This window comes from Azorhizobium caulinodans ORS 571, from assembly GCF_000010525.1.
GTDB classification, from domain to species: domain Bacteria; phylum Pseudomonadota; class Alphaproteobacteria; order Rhizobiales; family Xanthobacteraceae; genus Azorhizobium; species Azorhizobium caulinodans.
Genome location: NC_009937.1, coordinates 3,654,918 through 3,681,519 on the forward strand (window position 1 = coordinate 3,654,918; position 26,602 = coordinate 3,681,519).

The following is a 26,602-nucleotide window of genomic DNA, read 5'->3' on the forward strand; positions in this document are numbered from 1 at the left end:
TCAGGCGACGCCCGTACTTCGGCACGATGACAGTCGCGCCCGCTCCCCTCCCTGATTCCGGCCCCGCACGTGCAGCCGCCTGGGCCCTCGCCGCCGCGGGCACCCTGCCGTTCTTCGCGGGTATCGCGGATGCGAGCGTCCTCGGCCGGACATCGCTCGGCGCGGTCCACATCTATGCCGCCATCATCGCCTCCTTCGTCTGCGGCATTCACTGGGGTGCGGCGCTCTTTTCACCGGGCGGCATGGCGCTGCGGCTCTTCGTGGCAAGCAATGTGGCCGCCCTTCTGGCGTGGGGGGCCGCTCTGCTTTCGCCGAGACCCGGCTTCCTGCTCCTTGCCGCGGTTTTCGCGGGCCTCCTGCTGGTCGATCGCCAGTTGCGGCAGTCCGGCATCTGGCCCGACTGGTTCTGGACGTTGCGGGTCACCATCAGCACGGTGGTGATCGGCGCGTGCCTCTGGATCGGCATGGCGGCCTGACCGCACCGAGGTCCGGCGTGACGGCACTTCCGCATCCCGCGAGCTGACATTCGCCGCAGGTGACGAGCGACGCCCCAGAAGCTGGATGGACCGGACCATGCCACGCATGCGCAAGAAGGCGGATCTGCCGACACGGACGTGTCAGACCTGTGGCCGGCCCTTCGCGTGGCGCCGCAAGTGGGCGCGGGATTGGGACAAGGTGCTCTATTGCTCGGACCGCTGCCGCGAGTCCGGAAGAGGCAAAGCCGGGAAGGATCGCCGCCCTAACTGAGGTGCGACGCGTGCTCACCGGCTGCGGCTTTCGCCTCTGGCTCCGGGGCGGGTGCTTGGGCATGATGCTCGCTCTCCGCCAGCCTTCAGAGAGCCAGCCATGACGAGAGCCCGAATATGCGCCGTGCCACGCCTGCCGGTGGAGGATGGACGATGAGCGCGCCGCTGCCGGGCGCGGGCGTCCACGGGCTCTTCCATGTGGCCATCAAGACCGCCGACCTTGAGGCCACGCGCATCTTCTGGCGCGACATCATTGGACTGAAGGAAATCCACCGCCCCGATTTCGGTTATCCCGGCGCCTGGTTGGGCTGCCCGCAGCCCGGCGGTCTCGGCATCATCCATATCTATGCGGGCGGCCCCGCCCTCGGCCCCTCGGGCATGGCACCATACGGGACCGGCGCCATCGACCACATCTCCCTCTCCTGCTCCGGCTACCGGGCCTATATCGCCCGCTTCAAGGCGGCCGGGCTCGACTGGCGGGAGTTCATCGTTCCCGGCACCAGCCTCTGGCAGCTGTTTGTCTATGACCCCTCGGGGATGCAACTGGAACTGACCTTTGAGGCCAGCATCGAAGGGGCGGAGCTGCCGGACGTCTCGGAAGCTCGGGTCTATCGCGCCGGCCGGAGCTTCTTTGACCCGGACACCTACCCGAAGCTCGCCCGACAGGCGGCCGCGAGGGCCTGAACCGCGTCCTGAAGCCGACGCATGCTGCCTGCTTTTTGCGCTTCCAGCCCCGCCCGGCCTGTCGCATCGTACCCGGGCGCCGCTTCGCATCGGAGCGGCCGGGGCATGACGGGATAGGCCAGAGCATGGGCCGCAGGATTGCGGGCGCCCGTCCTGCGGGCGAGGACAAGAGCGAGGGGCTGGTGCGCGCCGTGGATCGGGCGCTCGGCCTTCTTGAACGGGTCAGCGATGCCCCGCGCGGCATCGCGCTGGCGCAGCTCGCCGCCGAGGCGGATCTTGCCGCCTCCACCGCCCATCGGCTGCTGTCCACCCTCGAGGATCGCGGCTTCGTTCGCTTCGAGCGCGCCAGCGGCCGGTGGTTCATCGGCCGCACGGCACTCGCGGTCGGCGCCGGCTATGCCGGCTCGCGGGACATGGTGGCCTGCGCCCAGCCGATCCTGAAGCGCCTCGGACAGGCCTGCGGCGAGACGGTCAACCTCGGCATGCTGGACGAGGGCAAGGTCGTCTTCCTGCATCGCTTCGAGGCACGCACGCGGCGGGCCTTCGTGCCGTCCGGCACCTCCCTGCCCGCGCATTGCTCCAGCATCGGCAAGGCCCTGCTCTCCGTGCTGCCTTTCGCCGAGGTGCGGGAGGCCGTGTCCGCCGATCGTCTGGTGCCCGTCACGGCCAAGACGATGTGCTCGCGCGACGTCTTCATGAGCGCGCTGGAAGAAACGCGGCGGGCGGGCTTCGCCCTCGATGACGAGGAGAACACGCCCGGCCTGCGCTGTATCGCGGCCCCGGTGTTCGACGCCTATCACCGCCCCGTGGCGGCGGTTTCCCTCGCCGCGCCGGTGGAGCGCCTAGAACTTGGGCAGGTTGCCGAATGCGGACGCAAGGTCGCCGCCGCAGCCCGTGAACTCACGCAGGCCTGGTCCGGCGCGCGCCTCTGACGGCGCCTGAACCGCCTTTCCAAAAAGACACCAACCCCTTGTTCTGAATCGAATTTTCCGCTTTCCATCCCGCCAGATGGAATGGGCTCGCCGGCCGGCGCGAGTTGCGCCCCATCTTGCAAGGATGCCCGCAGTCACCACCCTCCTGCCGCCGGCGCGCTGCCGGGCAGGCCTGAGACTCGGGAGCACCCACATGTTCGATGCCCTCCGGCCGAACAAGGCCCGCCGCCTTGCCACCACCTTCTGCGCGGCGGCACTGGCGACGCTGGCATTCGGCGGCGCCGCGCTGGCCCAGAAGGCGGCCTTCCTGTTCCCCGGCTCCATCAACGACCAGAGCTGGAACGCGCAGGGCTTTCTCGGTGCGGAGAAGCTGAAGTCGCTCGGCTGGCAGATCTCCTATTCGGAGAATGTGGGCGCCGCCGACATGGTGGACGCGCTGCGCGACTATGCCCGGCAAGGCAACAACGTGGTGGTCGGCCACACGGGCCGCTTCGTCTCGGCCGCCGAGCGCGTGGGGCCGGATTTCCCCAAGACCCTGTTCCTCGTCGGCTCCGGCGCCAAGGGTGCGGCGCCGAACGTGACCTCCATCGACTATGACAACACCCAGTTCGGCTATCTCATGGGCGTGCTGGCGGCGCGCATGAGCAAGACAGGCAAGATCGGCTCGGTAAACAGCCTCGAAGGCATTCCGAACGTGATGGCGCAGGTCGGCGCCTTCCGTCTCGGCGCCAAGTCGGTGAAACCCGACATCGAGGTGAAGGTCATCTACATCAAGAGCATGGAGGATGGCGCCGAGGCCAAGGAGGCCGCCCTCTCCCTCATCGCCGGCGGCGCCGACTTCATCAGCGGCAAGCTGAACGCGGGCCAGTCCGGCATCATCCAGGCGGCCAAGGAGAAGAATGTCTTCGCCAACGGCCGCTCCTACGGCCACACCGCCATTGCGCCCGACAATGTGCTCACCAACATCGTCGAGAAGTGGGCCGACATGTACACGGCGGCCGCCGAATCCAGCAAGACGACGGACATGGGCGGCAAGTACATCCTCTATGGCTTCAACACGCCGGGCTCCACCGGTGCCGAGCTGAGCTATGGCGAGGGACAGCCCTACAACAAGGCGGTGCCCCAGGTCGTGGTGGACGAACTCGACGGGCTCAAGAAGAAGTTTGCCTCCGGTGAGCTGAAGATCACCGTCACCAAGGAAGATGCCCGCGGCGGCATCTGACCGGGAGCCCCGTCCCGGCACCTCCCCCCACCGCCGGGATGGGGCTCTTCCTTCTGGGACAAGACGGATCGAGGCGGCGTTCATGCTGGAGATGCGTGGCATCGAGAAACGCTACGGCGCGGTGCTGGCCAACCGGGGCATCGATCTTGCCGTGGGCGAGGGCCGCATTCTCGGCCTGCTGGGCGAGAACGGCTCGGGCAAGAGCACGCTCATGAAGGTGCTGTTCGGCATCGTCTCGGCGGATGCGGGCACCATCACCTTCAAGGGCCGAGAGCTGAAGCATCACGGCCCGCGCGAAGCCATCGCCGCCAGCCTCGGCATGATCCACCAGCACTTCACCCTGGTGGACGCCATGAGCGTGACCGAGAACATCATGCTCGCGTGGGACCGGGCCGGCTGGTGGCTGAAACCGAAGGACATCGCCGGCGAGATCCGCCGCGCCAGCGCCGCCTTCGGCCTCGACATCGATCCGGACGCCCGCGTCGGCGACATGCCCCATGGCCAGCGCCAGCGGGTGGAGATCATGAAGGCCATCCTCGGGGGCGCCGAACTGCTGATCCTTGACGAGCCCACCTCCAATCTCTCGCCGCCCGAGGTGGCGGGACTGATGGAGGTGATGCGCAAGCTGAAGGCCAAGGGCCACGCCATCATCTTCATCTCCCACAAGCTCGACGAGGTGCTGGAGATCTGCGACGAGGTCGTGGTCCTGCGCGACGGCGCCGTCACGGGCCGCAGCCCGACGATAGGCGCGACCAAGGCCTCGCTCGCGCACATGATGGTCGGCCGCGACGTCACGGCCCATGTGGAACGCGCCGACATTGCCCCCGGCCCCACGGTCCTGCGCGTCTCGGCCCTCTCGCGCCGGGATGAGGCGGGCATAGCGCGCCTTTCGGATGTCTCCTTCTCGCTCCGGTCCGGCGAAGTGCTGGCGGTGGCAGGGGTGGATGGCAACGGCCAGACGGACCTCGCCGAGGTGCTGGCGGGCCTGAAGGCCCCGACCGGCGGCGGCATCGACCTCGATGGCGAGGATATCACCTTTGCCCCGGTAAAGGCGCGGCTCGCGGCGGGGCTGGCCTATATCCCGGTGGACCGGGCCACCACCTCGCTCGTGCCCGCCATGACGGTCGCGGACAATCTCGCCTTGCGGGAATTCGATGCTCCGCCCTTCTCCCGCGCCGGCTTCCTCGACACGCGGGGCTTCCGCGCCCGCGCGCTGGAGCGGATGCGCGGCTTCGACATCCGCGCCGCCGGGCCGCAAAGCCCGGCCCGCACGCTCTCCGGCGGCAACCAGCAGAAGATCGTGCTGGCCCGTGAGATCGGCCGCGCGCCGAAGGTGCTGATCGCCTTCCAGCCCACCTGGGGGCTCGATCCCGGCGCCACCCGTTTCGTCATCGACCAGATCCTCGCCCTGCGCGCGGCGGGGGGCGCCATCCTCTATCTCTCCGCCGCGCTCGATGAGGTGCTGATGCTGGGGGACCGCATCGCGGTGATGCACGGCGGCCACCTCTCGGAGCCCAAGCCCCGCGCGGAGGTGGACGTGACGGAGATCGGCCTCCTCATGGCCGGCATCGATCCCGCCACCGGCAGCCGGGCCGCCTGACATGCTGGACCGCGCGCCAATGACGACCGAAGCCCCTATCCGCCCCGTGACTGCCTTCCGTCTGCGCGCGCTCCTTGCCGGTGACGGCGTGCGCACCGTCGCGCTGACGCTCGGTGCCATCGCGCTCGCTCTGCTCGTCACCGCCGGGCTGATCGCGCTCGCGGGCAAGAACCCCATCGTCGCCTATGGCGCGCTGTTGCGCGGCGCATTCGGCTCCGTGGACCGCTTCGCCTTCGCCCTCAACAAGAGCACGCCCTACATCCTCGCGGGCGTGGGGGTTGCCCTGTGCTTCCGCGCCAAGGTCATCAACATCGGCGGCGAAGGCCAGATTGCGGTGGGCGGCATCGGCGCGAGCCTCGTGCTCCTGCTCGCCCCCGCCGGCCTGCCGCCGGTCCTCCTGCTCCCCCTCGCCATGCTGGCGGGTGCCGCCTTCGGCGCGCTCTGGGCCATTCTGGCCGCATGGGTGTTCATCAAGCGCAACGTGCATGAGGTGCTGTGCACGCTGCTGCTCAATTTCGTCGGCGTGCTTCTGGTGAGCGAGGTGCTGCGCGCCCCGCTGGGCGAGGAGGGCGCGGGCTTTCCGCAGTCCCCGCTTTTCCCGCGTGCCGGCTGGCTGCCCAAGCTCATCCCCGGCACGGACCTGCACATGGGCATCCTGCTGGCGGTGGCGGCGGTCGTCCTTGGCCATGTGCTGCTCTGGCGCACCACCTTCGGCTTCCGGCTGCGCGTCATGGGCGCGAGCCGCCCGGCGGCGGCCTATGTGGGCCTGTCCACCGCCCGCAGCACCTTCGCGGTGATGGCCATCGCCGGCGCGCTGGCCGGCCTTGCGGGCGGCATCGAGGTCAGCGGCGTGCACAACCGCCTGATCGAAGGCTTCTCCCACGGCTTCGGCTTCAATGCGGTGGCGGTCGCCCTCATCGCCGGGCTCAATCCGCTGGCCATCCTGCCCGCCGGGCTGTTCCTCGGCTTCCTGGAAGCCGGTGCGCTGGCCATGCAGCGGGAGATCGGCGTGCCCTCCTCGCTCGTCTATGTGATCGAGGGGCTGATGATGGTCTTCGTGCTCTGCGCGGTGGGCCTCAATGCCCGCAACCGGAGGGTCTGAGCCCATGGATCTCGCGACCCTCACCGAGCTTCTTTCCGCCACGCTGCGCATCGCGACACCGCTCATGTTCGCGGCGCTGGGCGGACTTTTGTCCGAGCGTGCCGGCACCTTCGCCGTCGGTATCGAGGGCATGATGCTGGCGGGGGCTTTCGGCGGCGCGCTGGCGGCGCTCGCCACCGGCAGCACGGCGATGGGGCTGCTCGTCAGCCTTCTCGCCGGAACGGCGCTGGCGCTCGTTGTGGCGATCGCCACCACACGCTTCCGGGCCGACCAGATGGTCACGGGACTTGCGGTGAACATCCTGAGCCTCGGCCTCACCAGCTTCCTGCTGCGCGGGCTGTTCGGCGGGCGCACGCCGGTCATCCGCCTGCCCACCCTGCCCGCCTGGCCGGTGCCGCTGCTCTCCGAAATTCCGCTCCTTGGCCCCGTGCTGTTCCGGCAGCCGCTGCTGGTCTATGCCGGTTTCCTGATGGTGATCCCGGTGGCAGTCTTCCTCGGCAAGACCCGCACCGGCCTCATGCTGCGCGCGGTGGGCGAGAACCCGGAGGCCGCTTTCGCGGTCGGCACCAATCCCCAGACCGTCCGCATCCTCGCCATCCTTGCCGGCGGCGCCTTCGCCGGGCTCGGCGGTGCCGTGCTGTCGCTGCAGGAGGTGGGCACCTTCACGGACGGCATGACCAACGGGCGCGGCTTCATCGCCCTCGCGGCCATCATCGTCGGACGCTGGAATCCCTTCGGCGCCATGGCGGGCTGCCTGCTCTTCGGCGCAGTGGCGGCGCTGGAATCCCGCATCCAGGGCTGGGGCCTGCCGGTCTCGTCCTATGTGGTGCAGATGGTGCCCTATCTCGTGGCCCTCGCCCTGCTGGCCGGCATCGGCCGCTCCGCCCGCATGCCCGGTGCCATCGGCGTGCCCTTCGTGCGCCACTGACCCGTTTTCCGTTCAAAGCGAGCCCCCAATGAAAGTCGGAGTTCACAAGCTCGCCATGTCCGCTCCCGGCGACGTGAGCGAACTGGCCGCCCTCATCGAGACCGGCGCCGTCAACCCGCGCGAGATCGTCGCCCTCGTCGGCAAGACCGAAGGCAATGGCGGCGCCAATGACTTCACGCGCGGCCTCGCGACGCTCTCCTACCAGTTGCTGCTGGCCCGCCATCTCGGCCTCAGCCCGGAGGAGGTCGGACAGAGGATCGCCTTCGTCTGGTCCGGCGGCACCGAAGGCGTCCTCTCGCCCCACGCCACCCTCTTCACCCGTGCGCCCGATGATGGTCCCATGCCGGCCGAGCCGCGTCTCGCGCTCGGCATCGGCATCACCCGCGACATCGCCCCGGAGGAGGTCGGCACCACGGCCATGGTGGAGGCGGTGGCAGGCGCCGTCCACACGGCGCTCGCGGAGGCCGGCATCACCGAGCCGGCCGATGTGCATTATGTGCAGGTGAAAGGGCCGCTCCTGACGCCCGCCACCATCGCGGACGCCGACCGGCGGGGCGCCCGCCTCGTCACCCGCGATCCGAACGGGTCGAAACCCTATGCCCGCGGGGCCATGGCCCTGGGCGTCGCCCTTGGGCTGGGAGAGGTCGCGGCGGAGCGGATCACGCCCGACATGATCGCCTGCGACATGGAGGTGTTTTCCGCGGTCGCCTCCACCTCGGCCGGCGGCGAACTGACGAAATGCGAGGTGCTGCTGTTCGGCAACGCGCCGGGCGCCACCAGCGCCTTCCGCATCGGCCATGGCGTGCTCAAGGACGCCATCGACGTCGCGGGCGTGAAGGAGGCCCTGCGCTCTGCCGGGCTGTCCTTCCACGGCACGCCGAGCGAGGAGCAGGCACACGAAATCGTCGCCGTCTTCGCCAAGGCGGAAGCGCCGGTCAACGGGCGCCTGCGGGGCCGGCGCACCACCATGCTCTCGGACGCCGACATCCATTACGAGCGCCATGCGCGCGCCGCAGTCGGCGCGGTGATCGCGTCGGTGACGGGTGATCCCGCCATCTTCGTCTCGGGCGGCACCGAGCATCAGTGCGCGCCCGGCGCCGCACCCATCGCGGCGATCGTGCGCGCATGAGCACTCCCACCTTCTCGCCCGCCGCCGAACCTGCGCTGTGGGCGCGGTCTGCCAGTGAACTGAACGCGCTCTACGCCGCCGGTCAGGCAACCCCCGAGGACACCCTCACGTCCGTGCTGGAGCGGCTGGAGGCGGTGAACCCAGCGCTCAATGCCGTGATCGCCCTCGATCACGCGGGCGCCCTCGCAGCGGCCAGGGCGAGCACGGAGCGCTGGCGGGCCGGCACACCGCTCTCGCCGCTCGATGGCGTGCCGGTGAGCGTGAAGGACAACATCCTCCAGCAGGGCCTGCCCGCCACATGGGGCAGCCGGCTGTACCGGGATTTCGTGCCGGAGCGCGACGAGACGCCGGTGGCCCGCCTGAGGGCGGCGGGCGCCCTGCTGTTCGGCAAGACCAACGTGCCGGAATTCACCCTCCAGGGCTATACGGACAACCTGCTCTTCGGCGTGACCGGCAATCCCTTCGACCCCACCCTGACCCCCGGCGGCTCCAGCGGCGGTGCGGTGGCAGCGGTCGCAGCCGGCATCGGCCCCATCGCGCTCGGCACCGACGGCGGCGGCTCCATCCGCCGGCCGGCGGGCTATGCCGGACTGTTCGGCCTCAAGCCCTCGCGCGGTCTGGTGCCGCGCGCCCACGGCTTTCCCACCATTCTCCATGACTTCGAGGTCGCAGGCCCGCTCGCGCGCACGGTGGCAGACATCCAGCTCACCCTCACCGTCATTGCGGACGGCTTTGCACCCGCCGCTGTCACGGCTCCCCTGCGTATTCTCTTCGCGCCCACGTTCGGCACGGCACCGGTGGATCCGGAGATCGCGGCCAGCCTCGAAGAGGCCGCCCGGCAGTTCGAAGCCATGGGCCACAGTGTCGAACGGGCGGAGCCTTTCCTTCTCGCAGAGCCCATGCTCGACATCTGGCCGGTGGTCAGCCAGACCGCCGCCGCAGCGGTGATGGAAGAGCATCCGGGACAGGAGCACCTCATCGCGCCGGCACTGGCGGAGATGGCGCGGCAGGGCGCAGCGCGATCGGCCACGGAGTACCTCGGCGCCCTGAACCGGATCACCGCCATGGGCCGGGAGTTCGACGCGCTCTTCGCCCGCCATGACATCCTGCTGACGCCGGCGGCGGCGGCCCTGCCCTGGCCCGCCCACGAGCCCTATCCCACGCAGATCGCCGGCCGACCGGTGGGGCCGCGCGGGCATGCGGTCTTCACGCCCTTTGCCAATGTGCTGGGTCTGCCCGGCCTCAGCATTCCCGTCCGGCCCTCGGCCACCGGCCTGCCCATCGGCGCACAGATCGTCGGCCCGCACGGTTCGGATGCCCGGCTTCTGGCGCTGGCTGCCGCTTTCGGAGAGGTTCCCCGCTCGTCATCATAAGACCCGTCCGGAGGCGAAGGGGACGCAGCGCCTCGCCGTTTCGTCGGCTTGCCTTTTGCGCGCGCCTCGCGCACCAATGCCGGGAATCTGGAACATCCAAGACTGGCCCCGATGAGCGCTCCGGCCCCGGCCTTCCGCAATACGAGCCCGGATCAGCTCGACCTCATGGTCCGCGTGTCTTCGCCCATGGGCTGGCTGGTGCTGGCGGTGTTCATCTGCGTGGTGCTCGGCGGACTTGCCTGGTCGATCCTCGGCACGGCGCCGATCAAGGTGGCGGGCACAGGCGTGCTTCAGGGCACAGGCGGCGTCCTGCTCGTGTCGTCGCCGGGCAACGGGCCGGTCTCGGACCTCAAGGTGGCCGTGGGGGCGCAGGTGCATGCCGGCGAGATCGTCGCCGTGCTGTCCGATCCCGTGCTGGACGCCCGCGCCCAGACCATCACCGCGCGCCTTGCCCAGTTGCAGGAGGAACAGCGCAAGCTCGCAGCGTTTCAGGCGCGCGAGAAGGAGGTGCGCGCCCGCGCCGATGCCCAGCGCAAGGAAGCGCTTGAAAACACCATCCGCCAGGCCCGCGAGCGCGAGGCCGCCCTCACCCAGGTGCTCGCCAACCAGCGGGATCTGTTGAGTAGGGGCCTCGCCACCCGCGACCGCGTGCTGATCACCGAGAACGACCGCGAGCAGGCCCGCCGGGATGCGGCGGATGCGGCCAACGCCATCAATGCCCTCGGCGTCGAGGCGGACGAGCGCGGCATCCGTGCCGAGCGCGATATGCTCGATCTGTCCGCCCGCCTCAGCCAGAGCCGGCAGGAACTGGCGGAAGTCGAGGCCGAACGGGCGGCACGCACCCTGGTGCGCGCGCCGGGCGATGGCCGCATCATCGAACTGTCGGTGGCGCTGGGCGACCGGGTGAGCGCCGGCAGCAGCCTCATGCGCCTCGTCCCCGAAGTGCGGGGCGCAGCGGGCGAGGGCCTCGTGGGCATCCTTTATGTGCCCTCCAGCGAGGGCAAGAAGGTGCGGCCCGGCATGCCGGTGCAGGTGGTGCCCTCCACCGTGAACATGGAGCGCGACGGCTTCATCCGGGGCGAGGTCATCCGCGTGTCCGAGACGCCGGCGACCCGCGAGGCGGTGCAGCAGACCCTGAAGAACGAGGCCTTCGTCGCCCGCCTGCTCGCCAATGGCCCGCCCTTCGAAGTGCAGGTGGCCTTGAAGCGGGATCCCTCGAGCGTCAGCGGCTTTGCCTGGTCCTCCGAGCTTGGCGCCACGCGGCCGGTGGAAGCGGGCACGGTGGTCTCCGGCAGCGTGGTGGTGGAGCGCGTGCGCATCATCACCCTGGTCTTCCCGGCCTTCGAGCGCCTGTTCCACGCCCTCGGGGGCGGCCGGTGAGCGAGCCCCGGCGCGCCGGACGGCCCACGGCGAAGCTCAGGCGCGTGCCGTCCATCTTCCAGATGGAGGCGGTGGAATGCGGCGCGGCGTCGCTCGCCATGGTGCTGGCGCACTATGGCCGGTGGGTCCCCCTGCCGGAACTGCGGGAAGCCTGCGGCGTCTCGCGCGACGGCAGCCGGGCCTCCAATCTCGTGCGCGCCGCCCGCGCCTATGGCCTTGAGGCGCAGGGCTTCCGGGGCGAGCCGCAGCATCTCGCCGACATGCCGATGCCGTGCATCGTCTTCGTCAACATGAACCATTATGCCGTGCTGGAGGGCATGTCCGGCGGCCGCGTCTATCTCAACGACCCGGCGGCCGGGCGGCGCGTGCTGACGCTCGCCGAGTTCGACGCGCAATTCTCCGGCATCATTCTGACCTTCTCCCCCGGTCCGGATTTCCGCAAAGGCGGCGAGCCGCCGAGCACGCGGCGCGATCTTGCGGCGCTGGTGGACGGCGCGCGTGGCCCGTTCGCTCTGGCGCTGTTCGCCGGGCTCGGGCTCATCCTGCCCGGCCTCGTGGTCCCGGCCGCGACACAGGTCTTCGTCGATTATTACATCGTCGAGGGACAGGCGGACTGGATGCTGCCGCTGCTCGGCGTGCTGGTGGCCACCGCGGTGATCCAGTGGGGCCTGTCCGGCCTCCAGAACACGCTGCTGGTGCGGCTCCAGGCCCGCATCTCCATCCTCGCCGCCGGCCGGATGATCTGGCGCATGCTGCGTCTGCCGGTGCGCTTCTTCGGCCAGCGCCACGCCGGCACCATGGCGGGGCGGATCGATCTCGCCCGCCAGCTCGGCGCCCATGCGGCCGAACAGACGGTGAAGGCGGCACTGGCGGCGGTGACCTGCCTCTTCTTCGCGCTGGTGATGCTGATCTACAGCCCGCTCCTCGCCGCCGTGACGCTCGCCATGACGGCCGGGGTGATGGGCGTGTTCGTGCTGGTGCAGCGGCGGCTGGAGGAACTGGCCCGCAAGGTCAACATGACCGCCATCAAGGTGCATGGCCGCGCCATCCAGGGCATCTCCATGATCGAGACGCTGAAGGCCAGCGGCACGGATGACGCCTTCTTCGGACAATGGGCCGGCTATCTCGCTTTGCTGGTGCGCGAGCGTCAGGCCTCCGGCCGCATCGAGGCGCTGATCGGCGCCCTGCCGGACAGCGTCATGCTGCTGAACCGGGGCCTCGTGCTCGCACTCTCCGCCTGGCTGGTGATGGAAGGCCGCATGACGGTGGGCGCGCTGGCCGCCTTCCAGACCCTGATGAGCGCCTTCTCGACCCCCTTGTCCACCTTGATGCTCGAACTGCTCGCCCTTCGGCAGGTGCGCGGCACGCTCGACCAGTTGTCGGATGTCGCGACCGCTCCCCTCAGCTGGGAGTTCGAGGCGCAGCAGGGCGAGGCCGAAGTGCAGGCCGTCGCCAGCGCCACCGGGCGGGTGCGCAAGCTCAGCGGCCGCACGCAGATCGCGGGGCTGGAGTTCGGCTACAATCCCCAGGGCCAGCACGTGGTGCAGGGCTTCGATCTCGACCTGCCGCCGGGCGCGCGCGTGGCGCTGGTCGGCGCCTCGGGCAGCGGCAAGTCCACCATCGGCCGCCTCGTGGCCGGCCTGTTCGACCCTCTGGGCGGGGAGATCACCCTCGACGGACGCCCACTGCGGAGCCTGCAGCGGGATGTCCTGCGCAACTCCCTTGCCGTGGTGGACCAGGACATTCTCCTGTTCGAGGGCACGGTGCGGGACAACATCACCCTCTGGGACGACTCCATGCCGGAAAGCCGGATCGTGCGCGCCTGCAAGGACGCCATGATCCATGACGACATCGTCGCCCGAGTCGGCGGCTATGCCAGCCGGGTGGAGGAAGGCGGGCGCAACTGGAGCGGCGGCCAGCGCCAGCGGCTGGAGATCGCCCGCGCCCTCGTCGCCGAGCCCAGCCTTCTCATTCTCGACGAGGCGACGAGCGCGCTCGACCCGGCGGTGGAGAAGGCGCTGATGGACAACATCCGCCGCCGCGGCTGCACCTGCCTCATCATCGCCCACCGCCTCAGCACCATCCGCGACTGCGACGAGATCATCGTCATGCAGGAGGGGCGCGTCATGGAGCGGGGGCGGCACGAAGAACTGATGGCGAGCCCCGGACCCTATCGCCGGCTGGTGGAATCATGAGCGGCGCCCTGCACGGCCCGGGCGCAGCCGCCGAAACCGCCTTTCCGGTGGTCGGGAACGCGCCGCTGCTGCTCGATGACCCTTGCGCCTGCTACCGGGTCACGGCGGGAGAAGCGCAGATCTTCCTCGTGGAAGTGCTGGAGGACGGCCGCCCCGGCACGCGGCAGCATCTCTTCGACGCGGCGCGGGGCGACCTGCTGTTCGGGCTGGACACCGCCCTCAGCCTGCCGCCCGTGAAGTTCCTCGCCATCGGCTCGCCCGGCACGGAAGTGGTCGCCCTGTCGCGGGAGACGGTCGCCGCCGACACGCAGATGGCATCGGGCATCGACACCTGGATCATCCGGCTGTCGCGCGCCATTTCCCGGCAGATCGTGCCCCGCCCGCGCTTCGATCTACCGCTCGGCTCCGGCGAGACCACGACCCTTCCGCGCGGCGGCAAGATCACGTCCGCTCAGGGGGTCGCGTGGTGCCGAGCCTCCGGCGGGCTCTATGTGGACATGGAGCTCACGGAAGCGCACGCGCCCGTTCCGGTCACGCCGGACAGCTGGATTTCGCTCGATCCGGACGGAACGATCACGGCTCAGGAAACGGCGGACCTGATGGCGGCGGGCGCCCTGCTGCCCGCCCTCGACCGCTTCCACGCCCTCGCGGTGGACGTGCTGCCGATGGCGCTGCGCCTCGCCTCGGTGGACGAGTTGAACCGCCTGCGGGAGCGGGCGGCGCAGGACCGGCGATCAGCCGGCGGCGCGCTTGAAGTGCTCGGAAGCGTACTCGGGCAGGGGCGCCGGCGCAGCGAGCCGCCCCCATCGGACCAGCCGCTTGTGCTTGCGCTCGCGCACCTCGGCAGCGTGGCCGGCTTCGAGGTGCGCCTGCCGGCACGGCGCGACCATGAACCCCGCCCGTTCGAACTCGACGCGCTGGCGCGGGCGAGCCGGCTGCGGCTGCGCCATGTGCGGCTGGAGGCCGGCTGGTGGCGGCACGATTCCGGGGCCTTCCTGCTGATGCGGGCGGCCCCCCTGCCGCCGCTGGCCGTTGTGCCGGCCCGTGGCGGCTACGAAATCTTTGATCCGGAGGAAAGGACCGTCCGGCGGCTGCCGGCGGCGGAGGCCGCCGCTTTGTCTGGCGACGCCTACATGCTCTATCCGGCCCTGCCCGACCGCCCCGTCAGCCTGCGTCAGGTGGCGGCACGCATCGTCTCCGCACGGGTGCGCGATCTTGCGGCGCTTGCCGGGGCGACCCTGCTCGCCGGCGTGCTCGCCATGGCCGTGCCACTGGCCATCAGCTATCTCGTCTCCTCCGTCATCCCCGACAACAATGCCGGCAAGATCGCGCAGGTGGCGGCGGCCTTGAGCGTCCTCGCCGTCATGAACTTCGTGCTCCGGCTCGCCTCGCAACTGGTGGTGCTGCGCATCGAGGGGTTGGAAGGCAGCCGCCTCCAGGCCGGGGTGATGGACCGCATGCTGCGCCTGCCCACCGGCTTCTTCCGCAGCTTCACCGCCGGTGACATGGGTACGCGGGTGATGGCCGTGGCACGGCTGGAAAAAGCCCTCACCGCCTCCCTCGTCGGCTCGGTGATGACCGGCATGATGGCGATCATCTCCTATGGCGTCATGCTCGCCTATTCCTGGCGGCTGGCGCTCGTCGCCATCCTGCTCACGCTGCTGCTCGCCGCCGGCACGCTGGTTCTCGGCCTCATCCGCATCCGCTACGAGGCGCAGGCCATCCGGGAAGATGCACGCATGTCCGGCCTGACCCTCGAACTGGCCGCCGGCATCACCAAGCTGCGGCTGGCGGCGGCGGAGGACCGGGCCTTCTACCGCTGGGCCCGGCTTTATGCGGCGGCAAGCCGATCCCAGCTCGACGCGGACCGGGCCGCCAGCCTGCTCAACACGCTGAGCGAGGGCTATCCCGCCTTCGCCATGGCGGTGCTGTTCGCCGCCTGCATCTATGGCGGCCTCGTGGACAGCATCGGCCTCGGGCTGCTGGTGGGCTTTGCGATCGCCTTCTCGTCGGCGCTGGAAGGCCTGAGGGGGCTCGCCCAGGCGGCGGTGGAGGTGGTGGCGCTGGCGCCCATCGTCGCGCATGCCGCGCCCATCCTGCATGCCACGCCGGAAGTGGACGGGGAGAAGATGGATCCGGGCGAACTGTCCGGCGCCATCGAGATCTCCCGCCTCACCTTCCAGTATCAGCCTGACGCGCCGCGCATCTTCGACGACCTCTCCATCACCATCCGGCCGGGTGAGTTCGTGGCCTTCGTCGGGCCGTCGGGCACCGGCAAATCGACGCTGTTCCGGCTTCTGCTAGGGTTCGAGCAGCCCGCCTCCGGCGTCGTGCTCTATGACGGGGTGGACCTCGCCGGCCTCGACATTCAGGCCGTGCGCCGTCAGTGCGGCGTGGTGCTCCAGGGCGGCAAGCTCATGCCCGGCACCCTGATGGACAACATCCTCGGTTCGGCCAGCCATCTCGGCCCCGATGCCGCCTGGGAGGCAGCGCGGCACGTCGCGCTGGAGGAGGACATCCGGCGGATGCCCATGGGGTTGCACACCGTCATCACCGATGGCGGGACCGGGCTCTCCGGCGGCCAGATCCAGCGCGTGCTGCTGGCCCGCGCCATCGTCAGCAAGCCGCGCATCATGATGCTGGACGAGGCGACCAGCGCGCTCGACAACCGCACGCAGGCGGCGGTGACGGAGAGCTTCAACCGCATCGCCGGCACGCGCCTCGTGATCGCCCACCGGCTCAGCACCATCGCGCGCGCCGACCGCATCATCGTGCTCAACAACGGGCGGGTGGAAGAGGAAGGCAGCTATGACGCCCTGATGGCGCGCAACGGCTTCTTCACCGCCTTCGCCCAGCGCCAGCTTACGGACTGACGGCGCTCACACCGCCCAAGGCAGGAGAACATCGCGCGCGATGTGAGGGGCCAGACGGCGCACCATGAGGTGCCCGACGCCCGCCCAGCCCCGGAACAAGGCGGCATCGCCCGGCGCACGGGGCGCCGCGGCCGCCAGCAGCCGGGCCTCGCCCCGCGCCCAGTCGGGCAGGCGCTGGGCGAGGGCCTGATCCACATCCGCCATCAGATCGCTCCGCCCGAGCCGCGCGCTCAGCACGGAGAGGATTTCCAGCCGCCCCGCCTCGCCGCAGCACAGATCGTCCGCTGCCGGAACGGGCGTAGCACGGGTGAGCTCCAGCGCGGTTTCCAGTGTCGGGGCGAGCGGGGCTGCGGCCGGGCCGAGCGTCGCCATCACCATGGCGCGCGCGAGCGCGATGCCGGGCGCCCCATGGCACCAGGACGACATCCGGTGATGAAGACGAGAGGCCCGCCCCTCTCCCGTCCAGGTGCCGGCCTCGGCGTTGAACATCGTGTCCTCATAGGCCAGTGCCTCGAGGGCGGCATCACGGTATGCGGCGTCGCCCGTGACGCGATGGATGTGCGCGAGCGCTGCCGCCATGCCTGCCGTTCCATGGGACAGGCCGGGCAATCCGGGCTGCGGCCCGTCTGGCCAGTGCCGCGTGCCATTGGCCTCCAGCCCCGAACCTTCAAGGATGGCGTGACCGCAGGCGGTGAGGAATGGGCTCAGGTCCCCGGCGCTCTGGTGAAGAAGCCCCAGCCCGAGCGCGAGGCCCGCAGCGCCCTGCATGAGGTCCGGAACACCCGTGGAGGCGGCGAGCGCCTGCGGCGTCTCACGCGCCAACGCAACCGCATCGTCCATAAGGCCGGGATCGTCGAGCAGGTCTGCGCACCAGCACAGGGCCGCGATGAGGCCGCCGAGCCCCTGCGCATAGCCCGCGCCACACCCGGTGGCGATGGCGCCCGCAGCGCCGGCGCGGACCCGTGCACTGGTGGGGCGCAGCGCGCGGCGCGCGAGGTCCAGCAGTCGCGGATCGTCCAGCACGCGTCCGGCTTCGGCCAGGAACACCGCGATGCCGGACGAGCCGTAATAGAGGCCAGGCCCCGCAGGCGCGATCAGGGCCGGGATCTGCTCCCAGAGGCGCGCCCAGACGACGGCGTCCGTCTCCTGCGGCACGGCCAGCGCGGCCACCTGATCGGCACAGTGCCGCAGGAGGGCCGCGACATCGGCAGGCCCCGTCACCACTCGTGCCGAAGGGGCGGGTGTGACCGCCGCCGCGATCAGCCGCGCCCGGTCCGCGACGGCAGCCTCGTCGAGCGCCCACAGACGCGCTTCCACCCGCGCGAACATCGGAGCCGCGAACACAGGCCCCAGCGGGCGACCCTCCACGGACCAGGCCTCGCGCCCATCCGGCCGGAAGAGAAAGGCCGGGATGTCGAGGCGGGACAGGGCTGCCGCCTCCGCTTCAAGCACATGCCCCCAATGCGATGCATCGGCCATGAGAGGCTCGCGGCCGGCGGCACGGGCGAGATGGGCGGTGAAGACAGCTTCAGACGTGGCGCCCTCGCCCAGCAGCGCCGGCGCGAGCACCAGCGCATAGATGTTCGTCGCCGCGCAGAGCAGGCGGCAGGGCACCTTTCGGAACGCATCGAGCGCCCCGCCCGGCGCCAGCAGCGCCTCCCTACGCCGAATGAGCCCGCGCAACGTGGCGGCGTAGCCGCGCGCGAGGTCGGCCGCATGGTCGCGGATGTCGAGCGCCCTGCCCTCAAGCGTCGGGCCATCGGCAAAGCTTGGGACCTGCCTGTTGCCGAGAAAGAGCCAGTCCGTGCCGGGGTGCCGGACCACCGTCTCGGGCCGCAGCGGGACCGGCCCCGCCCCAGCCGCCGCGATGGCGACCATGCGCGCGCCGCCATCGAAGCTCGTGAAGACAGGCAGGATGCCGTTGCTGAAGAGATGCGGGTCCTCCAGCGGATCGGGCTGGCCAAGATCGGCCGGCGCAGGCTGGAAGAGGCACTCCAGATCCACGATCACCGGAAAGGCGCCCGCCGGGACCAGATTGTCAGGATGGATGTCGCCGCCGCGCAGGAGATCGACGAGCGCCAGGAGCCCGCCGCAACGCTCCATATAGGATCGGGCGTCGTCTGCGTCCGCGAGCGGGGCCTGCTCGATCCATTCCATCCAGCCGTGATCGCCGGCATCCAGCACGCGCGGGATGCGCTGGGCGGGGACGGTCTCATCGCCGGCCAGTTCGGCCAGGAGACGGCTGAAGGCGCATTCCGCCGCCAGCGACCGGGGCTTGTAGGCGAGGCGCGTTCCGTCCGCGAAATCCACGCGCCACACGCTGCGGCCGCCCGCATGGGGGTCGGAAAGCCCGCCCTTGAGATCCGCAATGTCGGGAATGCGTTCGCGCCAAGCAGGAACAAGCCAGCGGAGCGCATCCGCATCCTGCGCCAGATGGGCGGCAAAGGCGGCGATGTTGTATTCCCAGTCCGCGCAGATCTTCGTGAGACGATCCCGCAGGACGGGCCAGCGATCGAGGCACGGCAAGCCGTCCGCACCCATCAGTTCGGCACGGAAGGCCGCATAGCGCTCGCGCGGCACGAAGTCGGGTGGATCATCGAACAGGCGGGCGACGGCGGGAGGCGGCGTGTCGCCCGTGAACGCTTCCGCCAGAACGGGCATGGCCACGGCATTCAGCCGTTCCAGCAGCGCCTCGATCGCTCCACGGCGGGCGCCCGCTGACAGCGGCGCTCCGGCTGCGGACAGGGCCGCCTCAAGGCGCGTGGCGCGCGCCACGGCGAGGGGCGCGAGGATGTCGGAGAAGGGCATGGGCAGGACGGTCCGCGTCGGCTCAGCGTGCCGGCTGCCGGAGACGGACCGATGGCCGTTCTGGCGGCCCGATCTGTGGCTCCCGCCGCTCGTGAGCGCGAGCGGCGGGGTCACCGCCTCACTTCGTGAAGATGCAGTAGCAGCCCTTGGTGAAGATGCAGTAGGGCGAGCCGCCGCCGGACACATGGTCGAGGGCCGCCTCGTCCAGGGGCTCCAGCTTGGCGGGCGCGCTGCCTTCACGGGCGGAAAAGACCGCCTCCACCTCTTCCGCGGAGAGGGTGATGCCACGCGTGGCGGCGAATTCGGAAAGCGCCTTGGCCGCAACCTTCACGTCGCCCGAACCGGCGATCCCCTTCAGGATCTCGGAGTCCGACGCGATGAGCGCCTTCAGCTTTTCGATTTCCTGGTCGCTCGCGGACATGGCTTCCCCCGATTGTTTCCACAGGACCGTACATGCGTCACATCACACGATCAATCGCGCCGCAACCGGCCGCTCCGAGGCCGAAGGTGCGGAAAAGCCCGCCACTCCGCCGTTTTGCGCGTGGCGGTGCCTTGACCTTTTTCGGGTGGATCGGACGAAGCGCCGGTCCGGCCCTCACCTCACGAGCGGACAGCCGCTCTGGGCTTCGGGAATATAGGCGTCCTTGCCCGGCACGGTCTCGACGAGCCTGAGATAGTCCCAGGCGCCCTTGGACTCCGCCGGCTTCTTGACCTCGAACAGATACATGTTGCCGAACACACGGCCGTTCCGGCCGATGGCGGCGTTCTTCATCATCATGTCGTTCACCGGGGTGGCGCGCATCTTCTCCGCCACCTTGTCCGCATCGTCCGTGCCGACATCCTTCACGGCCTGGAGATAATGCCGGACGGCGGAATACACGCCCGCCTGGTTCATGGAGGGCTTGCGCCCCGTCTTGGCTTCGAACTTGCGGGACCAGGCGCGGGTCTCGTCATTCATGTCCCAATAGAAGGAGTTGGACATGATCAGCCCCTGCGCGACGGGCAGCGTGAGGGCATGGATGTCGTTGATGTTCAGCAGCAGGCCGGCGAGCGTCTGCCCGCCTTGCGGAAGGCCGAATTCGTTCGCCTGCTTCACCGAATTGATCGTATCGCCACCGGCATTTGCCAGCGCTACCACCTTGGCCCCCGACCCCTGCGCCTGCACGAGGAAGGAGGAGAAATCGGAGGTCGCGAGGGGCACCCGGACGCCACCTTTCACCGTACCGCCCAGCGCCTTGACCGTCTTGCTCGCCTCATCCTCCAGCGAATGGCCGAAGGCGTAATCGGCGGTGACGAAGAACCAGCTCTTGTCGCCCTTGGCGACCAGCGCCCGTGCGGTGGTGGCGGAGACGGAGTGGGTATCCCAGGTCCACATGAAGCCGTAAGGGCTGCACGCCTTGCCGGTCAGATCGACGGCACCGGGCCCGGACATCAGGAAGATGCGCTTGCGCTCCCGTGTAATGTCCTGCACCGCCAGCGCCGCGGCGGAATTGGGCACATCGGCAATGACATCCACCTGCTCGGCATCGATCCACTTGCGTGCGATGCTCGCAGCGACATCGGCCTTGTTCTGGTGATCTGCAACCACGATCTCCACGGGCGTGCCATTGATGGCGTTCCCGAATTCTTCGGCCGCGAGGCGCGCCGCCGTGGCCGAACCCTCGCCATTGATGTCCGAATAGACGCCCGTGAGATCGGACAAGACGCCGATCTTGATCTTTCCATCCGACATCTGGGCGCTTGCCGGCCCTGACATGCCGCCCATGACGACGCCGAGCGCCGCCGCGAGAACGATACCCTTCATGTGGCTTCTCCCTGAGTGTCTTTTTGTTGATCGTCTATCCACGACGTGCGCCCGTCACCGCGCGGTATAGCCTCCGTCCACCGAGAGCACGGTTCCGGTGATCCCGGCCGCCGCCTCCGAGCAGAGGAAGACAACCGCCGCCGCGATCTCCTCCGCCTTGACCGGACGCCGGATGGGTTGGTTTTCAAGGAACACCTCCCGCACCACTTCCTCGGGCGGCAGGCCGGTGACGCGCGCCTGATCCGCCACCTGCATCTCGATGATGGGGGTCATGACCATGCCGGGGCACACGACGTTGCAGGTCACCCCGCCCTGTGCCACCTCGAGCGCGACGGACCGGGTGAGCCCGATGAGGCCGTGCTTCGTGGCCACATAGGCGGGCTTATGCGGCGCGCCCACCAGCCCCAGAGCGGAGGCGATGTTCACGACCCTGCCGAAGCCGCGCGCAAGCATGGCCGGCATTACCGCCTTGGTGGCGTGGAAGGCGGCCGAGAGGTTGACGGCCAGCAGCAGGTCCCATTTGTCCTCCGGGAACGCGACGAGGGGCGCCACATGCTGCACGCCGGCATTGTTGATCAGGATATCGACGGTCCCGAGCGTGTTCTGCGCCGCCGCAATGAGGGCGCGGACCTCCTCCGGACGTCCCATGTCCGCGCCGGAGTAGCCGATGGTGCATCCCGTGGTTTCGGCCATCTCACGGCGGACCATTTCGATCTGGGCGGGTTCTCCGAAGCCGTTGAGCATCACGTTGCAGCCTTCGGCGGCAAGTGACCTTGCAATCGCGAGCCCGATGCCGGACGTGGACCCGGTGACGACGGCGTTGCGTCCCTTCATGCGTGTCTTCCCTGTATGGACGGTCAGAACGTCTGCGCGAGATGCCGCGCGAGGGCCTCGCGCACCGTCCGGGCGCTCTCGGCATTCCATTCACGAAAGCCGCGGCCGCTCTTCATGCCGAGGTGGCCGGCGCGGACGAGGTCCTCCAGCAGGGGCAAAGGACCGGGCGTGCCGTCGAGGTCGGGCAGGATGGTCCGGTGGACCTGGAGCGTGAGATCCGTTCCCACGAGGTCCGCATTCTCCAACGGCCCGAGGACCGCCAGACGCCGGCCGAAGCTCGCCTTCACCACCGTGTCCACGGTCTCGGCGTCGCAGACACCGCTCTGCACCAGCGCAATGGCCTCACGCCACATGGCGTGCTGGAGACGGTTTCCGATGAAGCCGGGCACATCCTTGCGCACGTGAACCGGCGTCTTTCCGATGGAGCACAGCAGGGCCATCATGGCCGCGATCTCTTCTGCCCCCGTCTCCTCGCCTTGCACGACCTCGACCAGAGGAACGAGGTGAGGCGGGTTCCACCAGTGGGTGCCCATCGCCCGGCGGCGGTCCTTCAGCACCGACATGATGCTGGTGATGGGGATGGCGGACGTATTGCTGGCCAGCAAGGCGGAACGGGGCGCCGCCGCTTCGATCTCGACGAACAGCCGGCGCTTGAGGTCGAGGTCTTCCGGCACCGCTTCGATCACCACCGAAGCGTGGGCGACGGCGTCGGCCAGCCCCCCATGGACCGCGATGCGATCCGCGACGCACTCATCCGCTCCAACAAGGCGCAGATTGGCCCGGACCTGATCGCGGATCGCGCCACGCCGTTCCGGGTCTGGCTCATAGATGCCGACCGCGTAGCCGGCCATTGCGAAGGCTTGCGCGATGCCATGGCCCATCAGGCCGGCACCGATGACGGCGATCCTCGTCGGCTGCATGTCCACCCCAGGTCGGGGCGTTCTCGTCGCCTGGCGACGCCGGCTGGCGCTGCCGGGCGGGACGCCCGTTGTGACGATGTTCAGCAATCCGCGTGCCACGACCGCATCAGTGCGATTTTGCAGCGTTTTCAAAGGCCGGACCGGCAATATCAATGCCCGCCGCGGACTGTTCTCGTCCAGCATTTGGGACGTCCAAGCCAAAGCCGACGCCTCCGCGCGTTCATTTCCAACGCCTTCCCGTTGAACACGAGACGTTCTAGATTCTGACAGCTCCGTCCATATTCCGGACACTCCCGAAGGAGGCGCCGATGTCCCTCTCGGCCGAAGAGAGGCTTTCCGCCGCGCGCTCGCTCCTCCAGATGGTGGAGGAGATGATCGACGGCGCCACCATCGTCGACCATCGCTCCCGGGTCGTCTGGTTCAGCGCGGGCCAGCTCGCCCTTCTCGGCGGCGTCCGCCTGAGCGATGTGGTCGGGCAGGATATCGAGCGCGTCATCCCCCACAGCCGCCTCCGGGAAGTGGTGGAGACGGGGCAGCCGCAGCCGCTGGACATCATCCAGTATGGCGACACGTCGCTGCTGGTGACGCGCCTGCCGCTGCGGGACGAGACCGGCACGATCATCGGCGCCTTTGCGTTCGCCCTGAAGAACAGCATCCCGCACCTGCGCCCCATTGCTGAGCGTGTCCACCAGTTGCAGTCCCGCCTCGCCCGCATGGAGCAGGCGCTCTCCACCACACGCTCCCACCGCTACACCAGCGAACAGATTCTCGGAGCCAGCGCCGCCATGCGGGAGGTGGGACGCCTGCTCCGCCGGGCCGCCGACGTGCGCTCCCCAGTGCTGCTGCTCGGCGAAACGGGCACCGGCAAGGAGATGATTGCCCATGCGATCCATGCGGCCTCCGGCCGGGTGAACCGGCCTTTCGTCGCCATCAATGTTGCGGCCGTCCCGGAAAACCTGCTTGAGGCCGAATTCTTCGGCGTCGCGCCGGGCGCCTTTACGGGGGCGGCCCGGCAGCCGCGGCCCGGCAAGTTCCAGATCGCGCATGAGGGAACGCTGTTCCTCGACGAAATCGGCGACATGCCGCTTGCCCTGCAAGCCAAGCTGCTCCGCGCCCTTCAGGACGGCGAGGTCGAACCCGTCGGCTCGAACCAGCTTGCCCGTGTCGATGTGCGCGTGATCGCCGCGACCAGCCGCCCGCTCGCGGACATGGTGCGGGCCGGCACCTTCCGGCAGGACCTCTATTACCGGCTGAACGTCCTCTCCATCCGGCTCCCACCCCTGCGCGAACGCGCGGGCGACATCGAGCTGCTGGCCGGCAAGTTCAGTGAACGGATCGCCCAGAGCTTTGCCGTGGCCTTCCGCCCCCTCTCCCGTGGCGCGCTCGATCTGCTCGAGGCCCACACCTGGCCCGGAAATGTCCGTGAACTCGCGAACGTCATCGAGCAGGCCTATGTGCGGAGCGAGAGCGACCGGATCGACGCCGCCGATATCGCCGCGGCGCTCGGGATCGAGGCCGAGCCATCGGCAGCCCAGACGCCGCCCTCCACGCGCCTCTCCGATGCGGTCGAGGACCTTGAACGCCGGATGATCACGGATGCGCTGCGCCGATGCGGCAACAGGCAGGCGGCTGCCCGCGCACTGGGAATTTCCCGCTCCAATCTCTACGCCAAGATGCAGCGCCACGGCCTTGGAGAGAGCGGCACCGGGTGAAGGGACAGCGCCTGCAGCTCGCAGGTAGCCTGAAGTCCGGAACGGCCGTACTTCATGCGCCCGCGGACAGCGCTCGCAGATAGCTGCGCCGCAGGTCGGCCGCTCCAGGCATACCATCGGTCATGTAGGGATGGACGGCGAAGCCGATGAGACGCCGCGCACCGGTTCCGGCGGCAACCGCGAGCTGCGCCTGCAGCCGTCCGATCGTGGCCGGATCTGCCGCGAAGGTCGTGCCATCCGTGCGGCCGGAAGGCTTCTCCGTGAACAGCTCCACGATCACATCGAAATCAGCGCCTCGACGGCGCAACGTCGCAAACAGCGGGGCGAGGCGGGCATAATTCGCCATGCCGAAGACACCCACCCCATCCTGCACCATCAGCTTCAGGGGCACGGACGTCAGAATGCGCTCCCAAAGTCCCTCAAGCGTCGCCGTCGTTGGAATGCCACTGCGAAAGGTGGAGATGGACAGCACGCCCGGCCCCCGCGCGGCGGCGCTGATCCGGCGCAGATAGCCAGCGAGGAGATCGCGGTCCGCAGGATCGGCCCAGCTGTACTGGTCGATTTCGTAGGGAATGTAGTAGCCGGCGAAAGCGGGATGGTTGGAATGGCGCGCGGCCTCAAGGAACGCCACGCCCTCCGTTCCGACGCGATCGAGAAAGGCCGCGCGCTTTGCCCGATCGCCGGAGGCCAGCATCTGCCAGTATCCCCCATCATAAGGCAGGCCGAACGTCACCCGCACCCCGGCCGCCAGGGCAAAGTCGAGAATATCCAGCAGCAGCGGATCGGACAGGCCGTATTCCTGGCCGAAGGAGACCCACTGCAGGATGAGATGGCGGCAATCCAGGGTCGCGAACAGGTGGATGCGCTCTGCCCACGCGCTGCGCGGAAGATCGAGGTCACTCTTCCATGCCTGGAGAAACGTGCCGTCCAGCCGGCGCGGCAGCCAGCGCTGAAAAGGGCCCGACGAAGTCAGGGCGAGCACGCCACATCCCGCTACCACCCACATCAGCCCGCGGCGGGTGGGAGAACTCAGGCCCGGATTAAATGATGGAATCAGCATACCAAATTAACAGTCATTCATATATCGTCGTTCCATGCTAGGCCATCGCCTGCAGGGAGCGCGTCAGGTCTCGCAACAGGGGCCGATCAACAGGTGATAACCGGTACCTCATGAAGGTGATGAGCATATTCGGGACGCGGCCTGAAGCCATCAAGATGGCGCCGCTCGTCCGAGCCATCGAGGCGTCTGCGGATCTGTCGGGACTGGTGTGCGTGACGGGACAGCATCGCGCGATGCTGGATCAGGTGCTGTCTTTTTTCGGCATCGTGCCGGACATCGATCTCGACGTGATGGTCCCCAACCAGACACTCAATGGGCTCATGTCCCGTGTGCTGGCACGCCTTGACGAGGCCCTGGCCACCCACCGCCCCGATTATGTGCTGGTTCATGGCGATACCACGACCGCGCTCGCGGCCACGCTTGCTGCCTTTCATCGGGGCATTCCCGTGGGCCATGTGGAAGCCGGCCTGCGCACCTACGACCTCACCCAGCCCTGGCCGGAGGAAATGAACCGTCAGGTGGTGGACCGCATGGCCCGCGACCTCTTCAGCCCCACCGAGCAGTCCGCCGCGCATCTGCGCGACGAACGGGCACCAGGGCGGATTTTCGTTACCGGCAATACGGTCATCGACGCGCTGCTGATGACGCTCGGCCGCATCGATGCGGATGCGGAACTGAAAGCCACCCTCGACCGGCAGTTCTCCTTCCTGGACCCCGGTCGACGCCTCGTGCTGGTGACGGGACACCGGCGGGAGAATTTCGGCGAAGGTTTTGCCCAGATCTGCGAAGCGCTGGCCGCGCTCGCGCAGAGGCAGGACATCGAGATCGTCTACCCTGTCCACCTCAATCCGAATGTCCGCGGGCCGGTGCACGAACGCCTTTCAGGAAAGCCGAACCTGCACCTCATCGCGCCGCTCGACTACGTCCCGTTCGTTGCCCTGATGCGTCGGGCGAACGTCATCCTCACCGATTCCGGCGGCGTGCAGGAGGAGGCCCCGTCCCTCGGCAAGCCGGTCCTCGTGATGCGGGACGTGACCGAGCGCCCCGAGGCCGTCGCGGCGGGCACGGTGGAACTTGTGGGGACCGACGCCGCCCGCATCGTCGCGCATGTCACCCGCATTCTCGATCGTGCCGACAGTCCGTCGGCTTCGGCTGCGCGCATCAACCCCTATGGCGACGGCGGCGCCAGCCGTCGCATCGTGGACGTGTTGTGCGGACGCATTCCGCTCCCTTTCCATGACCGTGCGGCGCAGCGGCCCGCACGCATGCGGAGGTAATTTAATAAATGATCGGTCATAGA

General features: G+C 69.1%; 21 protein-coding genes. 15 read left to right on the forward strand and 6 right to left on the reverse strand.

Annotation, left to right across the window (positions count from 1 at the left end; translation table 11 throughout):
• Window positions 1-26 precede the first annotated feature (26 nt).
• The 13 genes from AZC_RS16480 (at window position 27) to AZC_RS16535 (ending at window position 16,164) form a co-directional block, all read left to right on the forward strand.
• Window positions 27-476, forward strand: a complete 450-nt coding sequence (locus tag AZC_RS16480; protein ID WP_012171720.1) for a DUF3429 domain-containing protein — start codon at window positions 27-29, stop codon at window positions 474-476.
• Between the two features lie 106 nt (window positions 477-582).
• Window positions 583-747: a DUF2256 domain-containing protein gene (locus AZC_RS25130; protein WP_420794810.1), complete on the forward strand. Its 165-nt coding sequence runs from the start codon at window positions 583-585 to the stop codon at window positions 745-747.
• 152 nt (window positions 748-899) lie between these two features.
• Window positions 900-1,430 carry a VOC family protein gene (locus tag AZC_RS16485; protein ID WP_043879492.1) on the forward strand — a complete coding sequence of 177 codons (531 nt, stop codon included), beginning with the start codon at window positions 900-902 and terminating at the stop codon, window positions 1,428-1,430.
• A 125-nt stretch (window positions 1,431-1,555) separates the two neighbouring features.
• A complete protein-coding gene (locus tag AZC_RS16490) occupies window positions 1,556-2,362 on the forward strand; it encodes an IclR family transcriptional regulator (RefSeq protein WP_043879493.1) in 807 nt (268 codons plus the stop codon).
• A 193-nt stretch (window positions 2,363-2,555) separates the two neighbouring features.
• Entirely contained in the window at window positions 2,556-3,584 is a 1,029-nt protein-coding gene (locus AZC_RS16495) for a BMP family protein (protein WP_052285966.1), read from the forward strand.
• Window positions 3,585-3,666: 82 nt separating this feature from the next.
• Window positions 3,667-5,184: an ABC transporter ATP-binding protein gene (locus AZC_RS16500; protein WP_012171724.1), complete on the forward strand. Its 1,518-nt coding sequence runs from the start codon at window positions 3,667-3,669 to the stop codon at window positions 5,182-5,184.
• A gap of 19 nt (window positions 5,185-5,203) precedes the next feature.
• Complete coding sequence (locus AZC_RS16505; protein WP_052285967.1) at window positions 5,204-6,286, forward strand: ABC transporter permease; 1,083 nt, start codon at window positions 5,204-5,206, stop codon at window positions 6,284-6,286.
• A gap of 4 nt (window positions 6,287-6,290) precedes the next feature.
• The gene (locus AZC_RS16510) at window positions 6,291-7,214 is read left to right on the forward strand and encodes an ABC transporter permease (RefSeq protein WP_012171726.1); all 924 of its coding nucleotides are present in this window, start codon (window positions 6,291-6,293) and stop codon (window positions 7,212-7,214) included.
• 28 nt (window positions 7,215-7,242) lie between these two features.
• The gene (locus AZC_RS16515; protein ID WP_012171727.1) at window positions 7,243-8,343 is read left to right on the forward strand and encodes a ring-opening amidohydrolase; all 1,101 of its coding nucleotides are present in this window, start codon (window positions 7,243-7,245) and stop codon (window positions 8,341-8,343) included.
• Entirely contained in the window at window positions 8,340-9,716 is a 1,377-nt protein-coding gene (locus tag AZC_RS16520; RefSeq protein ID WP_012171728.1) for an amidase, read from the forward strand. The genes AZC_RS16515 and AZC_RS16520 overlap by 4 nt, the downstream gene beginning before the upstream one ends.
• Window positions 9,717-9,827: 111 nt before the next feature.
• On the forward strand, window positions 9,828-11,096 hold the full coding sequence (locus AZC_RS16525; protein ID WP_043879494.1) for an NHLP bacteriocin system secretion protein: 1,269 nt from the start codon (window positions 9,828-9,830) through the stop codon (window positions 11,094-11,096).
• On the forward strand, window positions 11,093-13,291 hold the full coding sequence (locus tag AZC_RS16530; protein ID WP_012171730.1) for an NHLP family bacteriocin export ABC transporter peptidase/permease/ATPase subunit: 2,199 nt from the start codon (window positions 11,093-11,095) through the stop codon (window positions 13,289-13,291). The genes AZC_RS16525 and AZC_RS16530 overlap by 4 nt, the downstream gene beginning before the upstream one ends.
• Window positions 13,288-16,164, forward strand: a complete 2,877-nt coding sequence (locus tag AZC_RS16535; RefSeq protein WP_012171731.1) for an NHLP bacteriocin export ABC transporter permease/ATPase subunit — start codon at window positions 13,288-13,290, stop codon at window positions 16,162-16,164. The genes AZC_RS16530 and AZC_RS16535 overlap by 4 nt, the downstream gene beginning before the upstream one ends.
• A 6-nt stretch (window positions 16,165-16,170) precedes the next feature.
• Here AZC_RS16535 and AZC_RS16540 read toward each other — a convergent pair whose 3' ends face one another.
• The 5 genes from AZC_RS16540 to AZC_RS16560 form a co-directional block, all read right to left on the reverse strand.
• Complete coding sequence (locus tag AZC_RS16540; RefSeq protein ID WP_043879495.1) at window positions 16,171-18,972, reverse strand: type 2 lanthipeptide synthetase LanM family protein; 2,802 nt, start codon at window positions 18,970-18,972, stop codon at window positions 16,171-16,173.
• A 118-nt stretch (window positions 18,973-19,090) separates the two neighbouring features.
• Window positions 19,091-19,393 carry a hypothetical protein gene (locus AZC_RS16545; RefSeq protein ID WP_012171733.1) on the reverse strand — a complete coding sequence of 101 codons (303 nt, stop codon included), beginning with the start codon at window positions 19,391-19,393 and terminating at the stop codon, window positions 19,091-19,093.
• Between the two features lie 174 nt (window positions 19,394-19,567).
• Complete coding sequence (locus AZC_RS16550; RefSeq protein ID WP_043879496.1) at window positions 19,568-20,776, reverse strand: ABC transporter substrate-binding protein; 1,209 nt, start codon at window positions 20,774-20,776, stop codon at window positions 19,568-19,570.
• 54 nt (window positions 20,777-20,830) lie between these two features.
• A complete protein-coding gene (locus tag AZC_RS16555) occupies window positions 20,831-21,610 on the reverse strand; it encodes a 3-hydroxybutyrate dehydrogenase (protein ID WP_012171735.1) in 780 nt (259 codons plus the stop codon).
• Between the two features lie 23 nt (window positions 21,611-21,633).
• Window positions 21,634-22,530: a 3-hydroxyacyl-CoA dehydrogenase family protein gene (locus tag AZC_RS16560; RefSeq protein WP_052285968.1), complete on the reverse strand. Its 897-nt coding sequence runs from the start codon at window positions 22,528-22,530 to the stop codon at window positions 21,634-21,636.
• Between the two features lie 308 nt (window positions 22,531-22,838).
• Here AZC_RS16560 and AZC_RS16565 point away from each other — a divergent pair, with 308 nt between their 5' ends.
• Window positions 22,839-24,242 (forward strand): sigma-54 interaction domain-containing protein, encoded by a 1,404-nt coding sequence (locus tag AZC_RS16565; protein ID WP_012171737.1) that lies wholly within the window; start codon window positions 22,839-22,841, stop codon window positions 24,240-24,242.
• A 52-nt stretch (window positions 24,243-24,294) separates the two neighbouring features.
• Here the strand turns inward: AZC_RS16565 and AZC_RS16570 are convergent, their stop codons facing one another.
• Window positions 24,295-25,224, reverse strand: a complete 930-nt coding sequence (locus AZC_RS16570; RefSeq protein WP_052285969.1) for a DUF4434 domain-containing protein — start codon at window positions 25,222-25,224, stop codon at window positions 24,295-24,297.
• A gap of 233 nt (window positions 25,225-25,457) precedes the next feature.
• Between AZC_RS16570 and wecB the strand changes: the two genes are divergently transcribed.
• Window positions 25,458-26,579: a non-hydrolyzing UDP-N-acetylglucosamine 2-epimerase gene (wecB, locus tag AZC_RS16575; RefSeq protein WP_338010011.1), complete on the forward strand. Its 1,122-nt coding sequence runs from the start codon at window positions 25,458-25,460 to the stop codon at window positions 26,577-26,579.
• Window positions 26,580-26,602 lie beyond the last annotated feature (23 nt).

Excerpts from the sequence above, each read along its gene's own strand:
- AZC_RS16545 (WP_012171733.1), bottom strand. The coding sequence starts at position 19,393 with ATGTCCGCGAGCGACCAGGAAATCGAAAAGCTGAAGGCGCTCATCGCG.
- AZC_RS16515 (WP_012171727.1), top strand. The coding sequence starts at position 7,243 with ATGAAAGTCGGAGTTCACAAGCTCGCCATGTCCGCTCCCGGCGACGTG.
- AZC_RS16555 (WP_012171735.1), bottom strand. The coding sequence starts at position 21,610 with ATGAAGGGACGCAACGCCGTCGTCACCGGGTCCACGTCCGGCATCGGG.
- AZC_RS16520 (WP_012171728.1), top strand. The coding sequence starts at position 8,340 with ATGAGCACTCCCACCTTCTCGCCCGCCGCCGAACCTGCGCTGTGGGCG.
- AZC_RS16550 (WP_043879496.1), bottom strand. The coding sequence starts at position 20,776 with ATGAAGGGTATCGTTCTCGCGGCGGCGCTCGGCGTCGTCATGGGCGGC.
- AZC_RS16510 (WP_012171726.1), top strand. The coding sequence starts at position 6,291 with ATGGATCTCGCGACCCTCACCGAGCTTCTTTCCGCCACGCTGCGCATC.
- AZC_RS16485 (WP_043879492.1), top strand. The coding sequence starts at position 900 with ATGAGCGCGCCGCTGCCGGGCGCGGGCGTCCACGGGCTCTTCCATGTG.
- AZC_RS16560 (WP_052285968.1), bottom strand. The coding sequence starts at position 22,530 with ATGCAGCCGACGAGGATCGCCGTCATCGGTGCCGGCCTGATGGGCCAT.
- wecB (WP_338010011.1), top strand. The coding sequence starts at position 25,458 with ATGGCGCCGCTCGTCCGAGCCATCGAGGCGTCTGCGGATCTGTCGGGA.
- AZC_RS16525 (WP_043879494.1), top strand. The coding sequence starts at position 9,828 with ATGAGCGCTCCGGCCCCGGCCTTCCGCAATACGAGCCCGGATCAGCTC.
- AZC_RS16540 (WP_043879495.1), bottom strand. The coding sequence starts at position 18,972 with ATGCCCTTCTCCGACATCCTCGCGCCCCTCGCCGTGGCGCGCGCCACG.
- AZC_RS16505 (WP_052285967.1), top strand. The coding sequence starts at position 5,204 with ATGACGACCGAAGCCCCTATCCGCCCCGTGACTGCCTTCCGTCTGCGC.
- AZC_RS16565 (WP_012171737.1), top strand. The coding sequence starts at position 22,839 with ATGTCCCTCTCGGCCGAAGAGAGGCTTTCCGCCGCGCGCTCGCTCCTC.
- AZC_RS16535 (WP_012171731.1), top strand. The coding sequence starts at position 13,288 with ATGAGCGGCGCCCTGCACGGCCCGGGCGCAGCCGCCGAAACCGCCTTT.
- AZC_RS25130 (WP_420794810.1), top strand. The coding sequence starts at position 583 with ATGCGCAAGAAGGCGGATCTGCCGACACGGACGTGTCAGACCTGTGGC.
- AZC_RS16500 (WP_012171724.1), top strand. The coding sequence starts at position 3,667 with ATGCTGGAGATGCGTGGCATCGAGAAACGCTACGGCGCGGTGCTGGCC.
- AZC_RS16490 (WP_043879493.1), top strand. The coding sequence starts at position 1,556 with ATGGGCCGCAGGATTGCGGGCGCCCGTCCTGCGGGCGAGGACAAGAGC.
- AZC_RS16480 (WP_012171720.1), top strand. The coding sequence starts at position 27 with ATGACAGTCGCGCCCGCTCCCCTCCCTGATTCCGGCCCCGCACGTGCA.
- AZC_RS16495 (WP_052285966.1), top strand. The coding sequence starts at position 2,556 with ATGTTCGATGCCCTCCGGCCGAACAAGGCCCGCCGCCTTGCCACCACC.